Annotated in this window: 16 protein-coding genes; 1 reads left to right on the forward strand and 15 read right to left on the reverse strand. The window is 44.9% G+C overall.

Annotated features, from left to right (window positions below; genetic code table 11):
* The 15 genes from DW757_RS13275 to fsa form a co-directional block, all read right to left on the reverse strand.
* Positions 1 to 282, reverse strand: a complete 282-nt coding sequence (locus DW757_RS13275) for an AbrB/MazE/SpoVT family DNA-binding domain-containing protein (protein WP_118751928.1) — start codon at positions 280 to 282, stop codon at positions 1 to 3.
* Between the two features lie 93 nt (positions 283 to 375).
* On the reverse strand, positions 376 to 1,338 hold the full coding sequence (locus DW757_RS13280) for a DNA adenine methylase (protein ID WP_279221226.1): 963 nt from the start codon (positions 1,336 to 1,338) through the stop codon (positions 376 to 378).
* Between the two features lie 52 nt (positions 1,339 to 1,390).
* The gene (locus tag DW757_RS13285) at positions 1,391 to 2,569 is read right to left on the reverse strand and encodes an antirestriction protein ArdA (RefSeq protein ID WP_118751930.1); all 1,179 of its coding nucleotides are present in this window, start codon (positions 2,567 to 2,569) and stop codon (positions 1,391 to 1,393) included.
* Positions 2,569 to 3,663 (reverse strand): DUF6329 domain-containing protein, encoded by a 1,095-nt coding sequence (locus DW757_RS17770; RefSeq protein ID WP_243033686.1) that lies wholly within the window; start codon positions 3,661 to 3,663, stop codon positions 2,569 to 2,571. The genes DW757_RS13285 and DW757_RS17770 overlap by 1 nt, the downstream gene beginning before the upstream one ends.
* Entirely contained in the window at positions 3,660 to 4,142 is a 483-nt protein-coding gene (locus DW757_RS13295; RefSeq protein ID WP_243033688.1) for a hypothetical protein, read from the reverse strand. Before DW757_RS13295 ends, DW757_RS17770 begins: the two co-directional genes overlap by 4 nt.
* Positions 4,143 to 4,372: 230 nt before the next feature.
* Positions 4,373 to 4,651, reverse strand: coding sequence for a hypothetical protein (locus tag DW757_RS13300; protein WP_118751932.1), 279 nt, complete (start codon positions 4,649 to 4,651; stop codon positions 4,373 to 4,375).
* 287 nt (positions 4,652 to 4,938) lie between these two features.
* On the reverse strand, positions 4,939 to 6,435 hold the full coding sequence (locus tag DW757_RS13305; protein ID WP_118751933.1) for a hypothetical protein: 1,497 nt from the start codon (positions 6,433 to 6,435) through the stop codon (positions 4,939 to 4,941).
* Positions 6,436 to 6,453: 18 nt separating this feature from the next.
* Positions 6,454 to 7,488, reverse strand: a complete 1,035-nt coding sequence (locus DW757_RS13310; RefSeq protein ID WP_118751934.1) for a hypothetical protein — start codon at positions 7,486 to 7,488, stop codon at positions 6,454 to 6,456.
* 560 nt (positions 7,489 to 8,048) lie between these two features.
* Entirely contained in the window at positions 8,049 to 8,201 is a 153-nt protein-coding gene (locus DW757_RS17430) for a hypothetical protein (protein ID WP_182433308.1), read from the reverse strand.
* A 179-nt stretch (positions 8,202 to 8,380) separates the two neighbouring features.
* A complete protein-coding gene (locus DW757_RS13320; protein WP_118751936.1) occupies positions 8,381 to 9,772 on the reverse strand; it encodes a hypothetical protein in 1,392 nt (463 codons plus the stop codon).
* Positions 9,762 to 10,568, reverse strand: coding sequence for a type II secretion system F family protein (locus tag DW757_RS13325; protein ID WP_118751937.1), 807 nt, complete (start codon positions 10,566 to 10,568; stop codon positions 9,762 to 9,764). Before DW757_RS13325 ends, DW757_RS13320 begins: the two co-directional genes overlap by 11 nt.
* Entirely contained in the window at positions 10,519 to 11,676 is a 1,158-nt protein-coding gene (locus DW757_RS13330; protein ID WP_118751938.1) for a CpaF family protein, read from the reverse strand. Before DW757_RS13330 ends, DW757_RS13325 begins: the two co-directional genes overlap by 50 nt.
* A 223-nt stretch (positions 11,677 to 11,899) precedes the next feature.
* Positions 11,900 to 12,916, reverse strand: a complete 1,017-nt coding sequence (locus tag DW757_RS13335) for a hypothetical protein (RefSeq protein WP_008397117.1) — start codon at positions 12,914 to 12,916, stop codon at positions 11,900 to 11,902.
* Positions 12,913 to 13,422, reverse strand: coding sequence for an A24 family peptidase (locus DW757_RS13340; RefSeq protein WP_347559997.1), 510 nt, complete (start codon positions 13,420 to 13,422; stop codon positions 12,913 to 12,915). The genes DW757_RS13335 and DW757_RS13340 overlap by 4 nt, the downstream gene beginning before the upstream one ends.
* A gap of 646 nt (positions 13,423 to 14,068) precedes the next feature.
* Positions 14,069 to 14,725, reverse strand: a complete 657-nt coding sequence (fsa, locus tag DW757_RS13350) for a fructose-6-phosphate aldolase (protein WP_015544546.1) — start codon at positions 14,723 to 14,725, stop codon at positions 14,069 to 14,071.
* A 285-nt stretch (positions 14,726 to 15,010) separates the two neighbouring features.
* On the opposite strand from fsa, the gene DW757_RS13355 reads away from it, so the two are divergent.
* Positions 15,011 to 15,340: a metalloregulator ArsR/SmtB family transcription factor gene (locus DW757_RS13355; protein ID WP_008397123.1), complete on the forward strand. Its 330-nt coding sequence runs from the start codon at positions 15,011 to 15,013 to the stop codon at positions 15,338 to 15,340.
* Positions 15,341 to 15,397: the final 57 nt, after the last annotated feature.

Genomic DNA, 15,397 nt, shown 5'->3' on the forward strand with positions numbered 1-15,397 from the left:
TCATCCCTCCTTTTTCTGCAGAAGAGCACTCAGCTCTCCGATCAGTTCCAGCCTGACTGCGTCCGGCATGGATTTGAATGCGGCACGCACATAGGCCTCCACCGCTTCCGGAGACTGGTCGCCGGCTTCCACCACATCTACCTTGCGTATCGTAATTCTTCCCTCCGCAAGCCCCAGGCGCACGATATCGCCATACTCCACCTTGGCTGCATCCCGCAGACTCTTTGGGATCAACACTCTCCCTTTTCCATCCACCAGCTTATAAATCGGTTTCTCTTTCAATATATCCTCCTTCCTCCAGTGCCTGTTTTACCTCCTCATACGGGATCTCCAGTTCCTGCAGCAACTCTAAAAGCGGATTCTCAGAATATTTTGTCATGTATCTTCTCCTGTTACCACATAGGCATCTTCCTCTGCCTCTTCATAAAAACTGAAAAGCTGAAGCTGCCTGGGCTGTGACTTCTCCAACTCTTTCGGGTCATAATTGGTGATCAGCACCTCCGGGAACTCACATCCTCCGTCATACCGCTGCGCCAGGTTATTGATTCTCGTAACTGCCGTAATATGGTACCCTTCATAAAGTTCCCGGATGAATGCACAGTCATTGTAGCTGACCATCCACTTTCCCCTGCAGCCTGACAGCGTATCCCGAAGCCTCTTATGATCCTCTTTCCGAAACACCACTTCATAATGCCCTTCGGTTTCATAATAGGGCGGGTCGCAATAGAAAAAGGCGCTTTCCCGGTCATACTGCCGGATCAGCGCCTCAAAATCTTTATTCTCAATCACAGTATCCGCAAGCCGCCTGGATGCCTGCCAGATCGCATCAAAACAGCGGCGTACATCACAGGGCTGGCAGCCGTAAGAAGTGCATCCGCTTCCGTAACTGTAACGAATGAGTTTAAAAAAAGCGGCGGCCCGCTTTACATCCGTAACCTCCGCATTTTCCAAAAGGATCTGCCGGATCTCCTCAAAATCAGGCGGCGGCAGATACTGCTCTGCCAGATCCAGTTCTTCCTTTAAAAAGCGGGAATCAAATTCCTTCTTGTCAATAAAGTTTCGGATGACCGTAAACTCATCCCTGCTGTTAAGCGGCAGAAATCCAAGCTCCCTAAGCATTGCCCCGGGGCGGTTCTTCACACAATAAAACAGGTTTGCAAGATTGGAATTGTAGTCGTTATAGACCTCCATGCATTTGCCATCCGGCGGTTTTCCGAACAGCACCCAGCCGCCTCCTCCGAACACCTCGATATAACGGTCAAATTTAGCGGGAAACATGGTATAAATCAGCTTCCGCAGAGCTTTCTTCCCTCCGACCCATGAAATAAAGCTGTTGATTCCGTATCACCTCCTGCCGGTTTCCCTTTCTCTTTTCTGCTGTCTCCTGCTCTCACTGCATCTTCATCCCCTGCTGTGCTGCAGAATATTCTTGACGGAATGGAACCTCATTACGGGCAACCACACCATAGGCGGTCGAAGCAAATCCGATCTCTTTTAACTTTCTCTCTCCATACCCTTCAAAATCAAACCTTCGGAATGCGGGGTCTTCCGTATCAAATCCGGCTTCCTCCAGCAGATATTCCGCATATCGTGCAGGTGAAAACATTTCCTGGTCAAAGCTGTAACAGTCCAGATTTGCCGCAATATCCAGTGCCAGATCAAGATCATTGCAAAGCTCCAGCTCTAAGGCAGCTTTATATTTTGCCAGCGTCCGGTTGTCAGGAAATTCCTGTACTCTTTCCGCCAGCAGGTTGAGCTTCTCCATATCCTCATCTCCGGCAAGGGAAAACGGCAGCGCGGATCCTCTGTTCTCCGCAATCAGGCAGCAGTCAAACGAATCTGCTTTTAGGGTATCCAAAGCCTGCCTCATATCCTCTTCTCCTGCCGGTAGCTCCAGCCATACGCCCTTCCCGTCCGAATCGGTTAATGATATAAGCCGCACTGAGAGAATGCCGCTTCCCCTATCCGGCACATCCGGGCATGGCCCCTCTCCATAAATCTCCTGAAAGTCCTCACCGTTTCTGAACACATATCCGCTCAGAGTGAATGTTCCCTGGTCGCCTCTCCTGAGTTCTTCTCCGACCTTTTTCGGATCGAGAAGCTCGATTACATCATCAGGAAGCCGTTTAAGAAAATCCATCATCTCCCCTTCTATGCAGATTTCTCCCAGCTCTGTATCATTTCTCACACCCGGATAATAATCGTAGCTTCCCAGGTTATAAGTAAAATTGATCAGCTCCTTCATTGTGACCGGGTTTTCGGCATCTTCCTCCATCCGAAGCGCCACGGCCCCTTCAAACGTCCCTAACTGTTCCTCATCCATCCCCTGGATCTGATATGCCAAAAGGTTCGCTTCTTCCAAACGGCTGTCCTTCAGCGCTTCTAACGGTTCTGTAAGGAAATACGGCCAGCCTGCGTATTCCAGGCTGTAGCCTGTCCCTTTCACATGCGCACGCTGCAGAGCATCCGCTATTCTTTCCTTTCCCGCCGGAAGTTCAAGCCTTACCGGCTGATATCCCCGTTTCTCCCGATAATCGTTTGAGAAAATCAAGACGCGCATTTCCTGCATTACATGCCTCCCATCTTCATTGACAGTTCCGGCATCTGAGTGCCCTTCAGCTGTTCCTCTGTCGTAATAAAGAAGCTGTCCGACGAATTCCAAAAGCTGACATACAGTTCCCCGTCCTCTATCTGAATCGGACGCTGTTCAAAACCCTCGCCCCAGCCGTCGCTCTCCTGGCCGCTCCAATAGTCCTTGACCGCTTCCAGCTCCTTTTCAGAAAGGCTACCATGGCTCTTTACTTCCAGCACACCCCATAATTCTCCCTGCCAGACCTCCACCGTCGGCATCATACTGGCTACCTTCCGCTCCAGAAAACAATGGTCCAGATAAACAGCAAGACCACGGCTGCCTTCTGAATCCAAATGCTCCTGCTCGATTTTCTCCTTGATCTGCTCTTCATGCTCACAAAGTTCGCTTGGAGACATTTCCTCACGATCTTCGGAGAGTTCTCCCCATTCATCCCTATAGTAAAACTCTGCCTTTAAAGGACTGAACAGGCGGATCTTTGTCAGTTCAGCCGGAAGTTCCTCAATCGGCCTGTCCTTCCGAATAATCAGCCCATGGCCTGTCTGTATGACGCCGTCTTTCTCCATGCGGTAGCTCCCGAAGGCTTCATAATCCACAAACGCGTCCAGCTCCTTATCTGCCCGGATTTCATCTCTTCCCATTGCATAGAACGCATAATCCTTCGGGGACTTGATTCCTGCCGGGAGAAGGTCGTATCGCTCTTGGTTCTCTGCGATCTCCAAAGCGGCCTCCATATCCTCCGGAAGCTCTGCTTCCAGTGCGGCCATCAACTTATTGCTCCCATCTTCTGACGAAAGAATATCCTTTCGGGCAAGGGCTTTGGCAAACGCATTTAAGCCCTTCAGGTCATAGGACAGGGGAAGGCAGTACGCCAGATCCCGCTTTGCCCCAATCACGTTGATAATACGGCACTGTTCCAGCCGATCCGCTCCGAGTGCTTCCCTGACCTGCTCGAAACGTTCATCCGTAGCTGGAAGGGAAAGTGTTTCGATATGGCGGCTGCCGCTCCTTTTAATCTCAGGCGGCAGATACAACTGTAATTCAAATACCGGTTTCTGTTCCTTACCTATCATCTGTCTCTCCTCTCTGCACTTATGGCCTCAAGCCCATACCTGCGGATCAGAAGCGCATGAATGATCAAACGGAAGATCTCATCGCCTACCAGTTCCGGCTCGGTCAGTTCCGACAGGCTGATGTGCTGTGTCCCCTGATACAGATCCTTGGCGGTATGAAAGAGTACATAGCCTCCCAGATCAACCCCATGGATCTGAATTTCTTTAAAATGGACCGCATCCGGCTTGACTGCCGGAACGGACTTTCCCCACAAAAAGCGATCTGCCGACAGCAGATACAGTGCTGCGTATAACACATCCGTATCTGCAGAATTGCTCTTTCCATCCAATAAACTGTCAAACCGTTCCTGATGTCCGGCCAGGAAAAAGATCGAAGAAAAATCTTCCGACACGCGTGCCACACGGGCCGCAAACGGCTTTCCGGCCGCCTCAGTGGTAAGATCTCCCATCAGCTTGGAAAGAGGCGTGCAGCCTGCCAAAATCTGCTCACAAAGGCAGGCGCATCTTTTTGCCGTTTGATCGGTACCGTTCCTTTCTTTATGAGCGCACAAGCTACAGTCACATTCCTGTGTGCCACAGGCACATCTGCTAATAATCATCCCGCTCTTACGGGGACGGAAACCGGGCGGCCTCTGCATTTCAATTTCCAATGCAGCATAGGGAGTCCCACTCATAAATCGTGCTGTCATTGTCTTATTCCCCCTTCCACTCATACTGTCTGCTGAAACGATATTCCGCCTCTTTCCTGACCCGACAGCGCTTCTATTGCTTCTTCCCGTGTATGAAACATTCTCCATGGGGATACCCTATGATACAGTCCCGTATGGCTACGAACGCCAAAATATACTCCATCATAATTTTCTACGATATATTCACTGGTACTTTTCTTAGCTTTATTCGTAATCATTACGCATGTATCTCCCTTATTCCATCCATAAGGAAGCCTTGAACCATCCCCGCTTTGATCTGTACGGATTTTCTTTTCCATCCTTCACCTCCATCTATCTCTACACATAATTTCTAAAGTTTCTCGTGATGCCGATCCCGTCCAAACATAAAAAAACCGGTTATGTTTTCGCTATTGCAAAGAACATAACCGATCTGTTTGATATCTGGCCGCTGCATCTATATTATCAAAAATTAGGAATTTTTTATTTATATGGATTTTTAAATAATATACTTCCTGATCCCATCTTTCCGAAGAAAAAGATCACAGCCAAAATTTATTATTTTACCTCAACCTCATAAAAAAATAACATTATTTAATCTTACTAATTAGTGCTCTATCGAAAAATTTAATATTAACTCTGATATACGCTGTAAAGCATTTAATATTTTAGAATATGTCGGACAAAGACTTAAATACTCAACTACAATAATTGATCCAATTAAAAATATAATCCACATACTTAAATATATGATTTCAGATTTATGAATTGATTTTTTCATCTTTTCTATCATTTTATCATTGTCAAAGGCTTCTAACAAATCTTCATCCGTAAGAATATCTTTATAATTAAATTTCAGTTGCTCATAACTATCCCACACTTTTTTTGTTTCATAACGTGATTGAAAATAGCATACTATTAAATACACAAATGATCCTAATAAAACACACTCTACTAAAATAGTAATTTCTTTTGTAAATAGATTATCTAATGGTTGATTCGAAACTATATTGGCTAAAATCACTGTAAACAGGAACCCGAATATCGCAATTATATTTGACTTGAACTTATCTAATAGACCAGTCGCATATTCTCCTGTTTTTGAAACTGTATCACTTATAAATTCCGCAACCCTGTTTTTCAATTCTAAATATGCCTTTACATTTTCTTTTAAATAAAGATTATAATTTGATTGTATTGAAGCCATAACTTTTTCATCAACTTCAGTTATAGGAATATATTTGCAATGTAAGCTGATTACATTTCTAACGATTATAGCTTTATCGATCGGATTACCACCCGTATAAATCCAGTTATAAATACTATACAATATATTATTATCCGGTAGTGCATTTATGTCACAGCAATATTCCATTGTACGTTGACCATTTATGATTCCTTTAAGTTGACTACCATTTATTGTAGACGATGTTGCAATAAAGCTAATAGATAATAAAACCATAATCTTTTGAAACACTTCAGTTAAAGGGTTGTTTTCATAATTAATTGTAATTTTAAAATCATCTGGTAAAACCTCATAAATATCAAAATTATAAAAATATGAGACCTCCCTACACTCCTCCATTCTTTTAACCCTATTAAATTCTGAGTTTACCGTACCATTTCCATCAGGTACAAAAAACATTGTTTTAGTTGCAAACGTTGTTATTGGACTATACACATCAAACACTAAATAGTTTGAAGACTGTTTCAATAAATTAGAAAAAGCAACCATAACTTCCTCTACTGGCAAGGAGAGTACATCTTTAGTAAATTCGTCAAATGCATAAATAGAAAAATGATTATTTATAACTTTCTTATCAATTCTTATTTTGGCATCTATAATTTCATCTTCTAATGTATTTTTAATGAACTCTTTATAGTCTCTTTCTCCTCCCGTCGAAAAATCATAAACCCGTTCTGTTTCGTCTTGTAATGTTATTCCTATTTTATCTCTTTGCGAAATAAAATTAAGAATATTCAAAAAATAACTGTATTCTGGAGCATTTTTTATTTCATATCTAAATGAGGCTTCATATACTTTCATTCTTTCTGAAACAACAATATCTGTTACCGTTGCCGCCCGAATCAATTCTATAAGCATAATCCACCTCCTAATAATTTATTGGTTTGAAAATCGTCTAAATGTCAAGTCATTATCTGTTTTTATCTGTATATATCTATTCCCATCGTTATCTCTATATGCTTTAATCGTTTCGTCAAAATCATCTATGGCATCTGTTATTCTTAACTGTACACCTCGGCAGACATCATAGACTTTTTTTATTCTAGCATTTATAACTGATGGCACTGTACTAAACTGCTTATCAAATTTATATTTCTCTGGTAATTCTCGTATTCTTTCTAATACCTTCTCCATTTTTTCCTGTTCTAATTCTACCGGATGGTAATTTTCCAAAGTATTCTGTATCATAGTGTCATAATCGATATAATCATTAGATTTAAAGTAAGCAATCATTGCATTTCTAATCAATGCATGATCCCTTGGCGCAATGCCTTTTACATTTCTATTTAGTGTACTATCTATTGCTCGAAATGCTTTGTCTGTATTTACTTCATCACTTACAACCTGATCTAACTCCAAAAAATTATCATACCAATATTTTGCAACAGTATTAGAATACACTTTTGCCGAAAAAACAGGTGCAGCCAAATCATCAATTATAAATGTACAAGATTTCCAAAGTTTTTTCATATCTTTTGAAAATCCTGACTTAAAACTAAAATCTTCATCATCCACAAAATCTGTATGTTCTACCTTGGCCAATAAATATATATGTTCATCTTTTTCTTCATTGTACATAAGAGCTTGTATTAAACTGCCTTTTTGTACATTTGTATTCATACGTGCAACAGAAGTCTGGGCTTCTTGCTCTTTTAATAATAACCTATTAGCTATAAAATTCATTTTATCTGTTACAAAGTTAACATCTATCTGATTTTTTACCACATCTAAAATACAACTAATTACTTCCGTATTTGTTGAACGTGTGTGATATTCTCGAATAGAGGCGTTCTCATTTATATAAGCAATTAACGTTCTCACATAATCAGAAAATGTTTCTGGTGTGTCTCGTACATAGACAGCATTATTTTCATAGTCAATGATTCTTATTGTTTGAAAAACAATCTCCATCTTTATTCACCCTCCCGCCGACACTTTTTTCTATTATACCACACATTGTCGGCGACTTGTATAAAATATTCCCTACCTCTCCATCATTCGTCCCCAAAAGTTGCTGTCTAATATCAGTCTTTACTATTAGTAATAGTGGTTTCCTTTTACCTATGACTTCTACCTTTATCCTTTAATAAGCACTTCTCATACCAAAAGAATCCCTTACTTTTTCATGTTCATCTCTAGCCTAAACCTGCAATATGAATAAAAATTCCATATATTAGCCTGTATTGGGTAATCTTTTCGATACTTAAACTCCGTCCTGTATCTTATATTCTGTCTGATACACCACGAATGAATATCTTTCATCTTCATTGATACACCAACGCTTATGCATTCACCTAATACATTTATCTTATAATCATCAATTTCCGTTTCAGCAAATAGATAAAACCATACATTAAAATATCTAATCTTATATACTGTATAATGATTCCTGTATTCCATACACACTCCTGTATCTCAAGTTCATCTATTATCCACAATTTTTACTCTATATACACAATATACACTGCATATTAAGGGGTCAAGATTCCCACGAGGATCAGCACAATTTCAATGACCCCCACTCCGCTCTCATCCTCCCAGAACGCCGCGGCTTCCCTCTTTACCATCTGCGGCAGACCATCGGATTTTAATTTTCTTTCTCCTTGAACCCCTGTGTCTTTCATCCTTCTTCTCCTTTCACAATATAGCTCTCTCCATCCTCTTACTTACATCCAGATTTTTGTGCGATATGCTTCCCCTGCCCTCTTCCTTCTCTGTTGTCCGGGTATGGATTTTGCAGTTTTTTAAGGTACCTTTTCTCTTTATCTGAGCCTGCTCTTTTGGAACTTTTCCGATTGTTCAGCTAAATTCCAAATGCCAGAAATGCAGGCACAGACACCATTACCATAACCACCATAAGCATCATAAACAGCGGGATCAAAAGCTTCGTTCCTTTCTCCTCTCCGGCTCTTCTTGCAGCTTCCTTGCGCTCCTCAAATGCAGATTCCATCTCTTCTTCCAGGTTTTTTAAAAGGCTTCCTGAGCCGTTTTTTACATACTGTGTCATCAGACCGGCCAGTTTTCTGTAAGATCTGAGCCCGCAGCTTCTCCCGAATTCTCCATAAGCTTTCAGCTCCGGCATTCCCTGATTCATAGCACTCACAGAGGCTGCAATCTCCTCATAGCCAGCCCTCCTTCTGCTGCCGGGAAGTTCAAGCCCTTCTCGGTATTCCTCTGCCAGCCGCTCCCAGGCTTTCCTGACCGGCAGCCCTGCATTCAGATAAACACATAAGCCAGAAACAATATCCGAGTAATCAAACAGCAGCTCTCTGTTCCTCTTTTTCTGTTCCTCCCTCTGCCTGGCAGTCTTCTGAAATTCCAAAGCCACAGCAGCAGCTGTTCCCAAAACCAGAAACAGGACTCTGTCATATTCCGGCTCATTTTTGTAATAAAGCCGTTTTCCGTCCAGCTCTTCCGGCAGTTTCACTTTCTCTGCGAATCTTTGCTCCTCATCCAGCTTTTCAATTCTTTTCGACAGCAGTGCCAGGAGTTTTTCCTCCTCCGTCTGCTCAGGCAGCTTCAGAGTGACAGGAATCTCATAGGTTTTCTCATACTCTCCTGCCTCAAATGTCACGAAAAGAGACGTTTTTGCACAGTCAGTCTTCTCTGTTTCAAGCAAATCTTCCAGCGTCCCCAGATTGATTTCACCGCTGGAGCTTACCAGCTCTGGATTCTCAGCCTCCCATCTCATGCCCATTCCCATGCTGTCCAGCCAGGAGGGCAGGCTTAACGGATGAGATACCTGTTCCAGCGATTCATTTTCTCCAAGCATAAGCTGTCTGGCCTCCTCCAGTGCCAGATCAAACTGTCTGCGCGCCTCCTCTCTGCTGTACTGCCTCTCTGCAAGGCTGATCGGGAGCTTCAGCTCATCCTCCGACAGACCTTCTACCAGAACTGTGCCCTCCCGTTCTCCCTGCCCGTAGGAATTTCGCTCTATCATAGTTCCATTTATCAAAAATTCTGAGCCGGTTTTTGTCATGGGATATACGATAAAAAGCAGGATTCCAGCTGCCAGGCAGACTGCCTGTTTCTTTCTGCGCTCTGAGTCAGCGGCCTTTCTTTCCCCGTTTTCATCTTTCTTAATTCTCCCTCTGTTCTGCCCTCCTGCGCTTTCCTGTTTCCTATGTCCTCTCTCCCACCTGACAATGCTCTCTTTCCTGTCTGTCCTCCCTGCCGTCTTCCAACTAAATTTCAATTTCCAACATCCTCCCAGCCAGGACGTACGCCCCCGCATACACAGCTAGACATACGGTCATCACGATCCTTCCAACAGTTGTCTCATACATGGAATCAAAAAATCCGGGCGAGGTCACATCGACATAGAGAACTATCAATATCGGCAGCAGATTCATAATCTTCTGTTCAAACTGCTTTTGGGCCGTCATTGTCCGGATCTCCTCCTGCACCTGCAGCTTTCCCCCTATGATCTCTGCTATGTGAGAAATCACAGCTCCCATTCTCCCTCCATTTCGTCTGGCAGACCTGAGAATCAGCGCAAAGCTTCTGATTTCCTCCACACCGCTTCGATCGGCAAAATCGCTCCACAGCTCCTCCAGTGTGCGGTTCAGGGAAAGCTGTCTTCTCATGTCAGAGAATTCATCGGCCATCATTGCCCGTTCTCCGTAAAGCTCCCTGAGCTGTATCTCCGCCTGGGAAAAGGAATTTTCCATGGAATAACCGGCAGCCAGAGAAGAGGAGAGCATGAGAACTGCCTCCTTAAACTGGCGTTTCAGCTCCTCCTTTCTGCGCTTTTTCAGCTCCCTTTTTTTGTACAGCGGATAAAGAATTCCAGCCGGAAGAAACAGGAAGAAAACAGCCGCGTTTCTGTAAAATACATAGGAAACTGCTGCGCACGCACAGATTCCCTGCCCTGCATAGAGAAGCCACTCTGAGCAGGAAAGGATATACCTGTCATAGAGAAAGGCCCCTTTTTCGCCTCTGTCACAGCGTTTCCCCGGCCAGTTCCAGCTTCTGCCGATCCTGAAGCTCACCAACCTTTTCCAGACATCCCCTGACCCCTTCATTTTCTTTTCCTTTTTCTTCCTTTCTCTCCCTGAACTGAAAAAGTGGATGAAGGGTAATTTCTCCATGTTCAATTCCTGTCACCTCCGCTATCTCCAGGACTCTCCTGCTTCTGTCTCTCAGTCTCCCCAGGTGGATCAGAATATCAATCGCAGACGCGATCTGGCTTCTTATGGCAGACAGCGGAAGCTCAGCCCCCATAAGAACCATGGTTTCCAGTCTCAAAAGCATATCTCTGCTGCTGTTTCCATGTCCGGTTGAGATTGAGCCGGAATGGCCGGTGTTCATGCTCTGCAGCATTTCAAGGGCTTCTGCGCCTCGCACCTCCCCCACCAGAATCCGATCCGGCCGCATTCTCAGGCTTGCCCTTATCAGATCCCTGATTGAAATTTCTCGGCTTCCCTCATGGTTTGACGCTCTTGTCTCCAGCCTTACAAGGTTTGGAATATGGGTAATCTGAAGCTCTGCCGAATCCTCAATGGTGATCAACCGCTCGCTCTCAGGAATAAACTCAGAAAGGGCATTTAAAAAGGTGGTCTTGCCAGATCCCGTTCCTCCGCTAATAAAAAGGTTATAGCCCGATGCTACCAGCTTTTTCAGAAAACCGGCCGCCTCCTCTGTAATGCTTCCCAGCCGAATCAGGCGCTCCATCGTAATAGGCTCCGGGAATTTTCTGATAGTAAGAACCGGGCCGTTCAGCGCCACCGGAGGCAGCACCACATGAACTCTCGAACCGTCATCCAGTCTGGCATCCGCAATCGGTGACGATGCGTTCACCGTTCTGTTTACACGGCTCACAATCTGCTGGATCAGATCCTCCAGCTGTTCCTGGCTCTCGAATGTCCTCTCCCATCTTCTGATTTTTCCCTGGCTCTCCACAAAGACAGAATCCGGCCCATTCACCATAATTTCTGTGATCCCAGGATCGTCCACCAGCTCCTGGAGAATGTCCAGCTTTCTGAATGAATTGTAAAGCTCTGCTCTAAGACGGAGCCTCTCTCTCAGAGGCAGATACTCCCTCTCGCCCTCCTCACTGATAAAGGAATCGATCAGACCGGTAAGCTCTTCCTCCTCCACCTGCCTTCTTCCCTCAAGCTCCCTCTGAAGCCTGGACTTAAGCCTTTTTCCCGTACTGTCCGGTTCTCTTCTTTCTTTCCATTCATCACCGCCCCCGGAAACGGCCTGGCAGCGCTCTTCCCCTCCCTCTTTTCTTCCCGATACAAAGCCCGTATGCTGTCCCTTCTTTCCCTCTGCCTGTCTGTCCTGCCTCTTCCTTTTCTTTCACAGTGGAGGATCCGCCCTAGAAGTCAATTTCCTGGCGGTTTCCTCCTCTTAGAAGCCTCCTCACATAATCCCCCAGCTCACTCCATAAAAGCTGCTCGATGTAATTTTCCTTTTTTCCAAAGTTCCTGTGATAGGGAAGCTTCAGTTTCCTGACCTTGTCCATAACCTCTCTTTTCCCCACCCTGCCCAGATAATCTTCAAACTCCTGGATTTTAGCCGCTGAAATACTGTCCTCCTTTACAGGCATATAGATAACCTGGCACACAGATAAAAGCGGAGCTGCCTGATGCCCGTAATTTCCCACGTCGATAATCATGATCTCATAGCCGCTCTCTGCCGCCAGGCGCTGGATCATATCCGCCATATCCGAGGAGGAGACCTGAGAAAGATCCTCCGGGTATCTCACTGGAGGAATATAATCCATATTTCCAATGGAATGTACAATTCCGCTGAGCCTTAGAAGATTAAAATTTCCCTGTCCGAAGTAGTAGAGGACGTCTGACAGATCATTTTTGTATTCTTCCCCCGTCATAGCCGCCATCCCTGAATAATCCTCCAGCGTAATGTAGAGGACTCTCCTGTCAGAAGCCATAAGCTGGCCCATCGTCAGGGCAAACGATGTTTTCAGGCATCTTCCCACTGGTGAGTATACCCCGATAATCCTGGCAGGCGTACCCGATTCGGCGGAATAGATTTCCTTTGTTCTCTCACTGTAGCAGGCTATCACTTCCCTGATTATTCCGGCACTCGACTGGTACTTATAGACGGAGGGATATTCATAATCTGCATCCGTCCCCTCCCCTTCTGTCAGAGAGACGACTCTGCTGATCCCCAGCTGCCTTATTTCCTCCTGACCTACCTGACTGTTTATGAGAAGAAGCTCTACCTGATGCTCCTTCACATAATTTTTCAGGCGCTCCATGGAAGTGAAGGCCATCACCGTAAATGGTATGTTTTCCCTCTGGTTTGCCACTTCTGCAAACCTCTGTGCATAAAACGGATCTACGTCATATACAGCCAGAATCCGCTTCATCCTATGCCCCCTCTCATCAAAAAAGCAGTCATGCCTGCCCAGAGAAACGGCCCTATACGCAAAACTTCCCATGAATCTGCTTCCAGACTGCTGTAGGGCGTTCTCATCCCCGTTTCCAGAAGGCCTTGTACATAGCTAAAAAAACAGGCAAATCTCTCTTTCAGGGCTTTTCGTCTCACCATGCTGTACACAGACCATATCCCCGCCAGCACAAATGCACACCCCACCACCTGAAACCATTCCCGGCTGCTTAAAAAGGCGGGAATGGCAGAAATGACCTTGATATCACCTGCCCCCATCATCCGCAGCCAGAACAGAGGGTAAAATGCCAGAAGAACCAGACAGCAGGCAGCAAGGGCTTTTCCAGCAGAGACAATCCCCCCTGTCATAAACAGATAGCCGCAGCCTGAAAGAAGGATCATAACTGAAAGGCAGTTGGGAATTTTCCCATCTCTGAAATCACACAGACATACAGCTGTCAAAAATGCGTGCAGAATCCACTTTATCTCCTCCCCATCTTTTCACCTCCTCCCACAGATTTTCTCATTTTTCCCCTGAGCCTTCTTCCCCGATTTTCCTTCTCTGTCCGGCCATAACCCTTCCCGTCTAAGGGGGCCTTAACTGCGGACAGATATTTTAAGGAAATCCCCCACAGACATCCATTTATTTGAATGTGCCAGCTCAAAACGGGACATCCAAGCCCAGCTTCAGAGCTGGTTAGAAGATAAAATTTTGCGATAATACCATTTCCCAGATTTTCAGCGAAAATGCTGAATGGATTTTTCTCATAACAGACTTTCGTAAAGATATAGACGCGCGCAGCTCTCTAAAATGGCAAAGATATGATGCTGCAGAAGCACGGAAACCAGCACATTCGAGCTTTCACAATCATCAAACGGCAGTGCCTCCGAAGCTGTCTCCTGCTTCTGTAAATGTAACCTCATTATGTCATGCAGTTCTAAAATGTCAAGCGAAATTTTCCCACTTTATATTGTAATTTCTGCTAAAAATAGGCCTGTTTTTTTGTGCATATTTCAGGCCAGTTAAAACTGTTACCCACTCCTCGGGAAGCACTGAAACAGCCCTAAGAAATGAAACAGGCGCATCCTCTCCCTTCAAAAAGAAGATGCGCCTGTCCTATGTTCTCGATATCTATTTTTCTCCAAATGCAGCTCTGTAGTCAGCCTGGAATTTCACAATTCCCTGATCGGTCAGAGGATGGTGAAGCATCTGCTCAAGCACCTTATAGGGAACGGTGGCGATGTCTGCCCCTGCCTGTGCACACTGTGTCACATGCATGGTTGTACGGATGCTGGCGGCAATTACTTCTGTCTCAATTCCGTGGGTTTCAAAAATATCCATAATCGTTTCAATGAGCTCCACACCCGGCTCTGAGATATCGTCCAGCCTTCCCACAAACGGCGACACGTAGGCTGCTCCTGCTCTCGCTGCCAGCAGCGCCTGATTTGCCGAGAAAATAAGTGTTACATTTACCTTAATTCCTTCTGAAGAAAGCACCTTTGTAGCCTTCAGTCCTTCCGCTGTCATAGGAATTTTCACTACCATGTTGGGGTGGATGGCTGCGATTTCGCGTCCCTCACGAATCATCCCTTCTGCATCAGTTGTGAAGGCATTTACCTCCCCGCTGATCGGCCCGTCGACGATAGAAGCAATCTCCTCGATTACCTGCTTAAAATCACGTCCCTCCTTGGCAATCAAAGATGGGTTTGTCGTAACTCCGCAGATAATCCCCATGTCATTGGCCTTTCTGATCTCATCCACATTAGCCGTGTCAATAAAAAATTTCATACCTTTCTCCTTTCACCGGACTCTCATCAAATGCTTTCACGCATAGATTTATTCTATCACATTCACACTCATTTGCAATATAAACCGAAGTTGTATTTTCTCTTCCCCATTGACTTTTTCTTCTTACAGGTGTTAAAATATTCCTATATTAGTTCATTTTTTTAAACCAATACTTTCAGTAAATTTGCAGACCAAATTTTTTAACTTTTTATCGCCATACAGGCGCAAAGGAGGTGTGATGTTCTGACAGAGGCAGAAGATTTAAAAAAACAATTTCACCAGTGCATGCCCTTCTTCATAGCGCTGGGCGACGAAATACGTCTCACAATCGTGGAGGTGCTGACGGAAGCCGCCTCTAAAAACTGCAGCGGAGATTTTTCCCGGGAAAATATGAGCCGGCACGGCCTGAATGTGAAGGAAATCACAGAGTATACAAGCCTCTCAAGGCCTGCTGTCTCCCACCATCTGAAAATTTTAAAAGAGGCTGGACTTATCGATATCAGGCGCTCGGGGACCTGCAATTACTACTATCTCACAATCTCCGAGGCCACAGCTGAGCTCATCGGTCTGGGCCGCAGGCTCCAGTCCTTCCTCGGCATAAAGTCCCCTGACTAGGGACTGACTTTCCTTTTCCTTTTTTTAACAATTTATCCTTTTATCTGAACTGCTGCA

The sequence above is a fragment of the Clostridium sp. AM29-11AC genome (genome assembly GCF_003480545.1).
GTDB classification, from domain to species: domain Bacteria; phylum Bacillota; class Clostridia; order Lachnospirales; family Lachnospiraceae; genus Otoolea; species Otoolea saccharolyticum_A.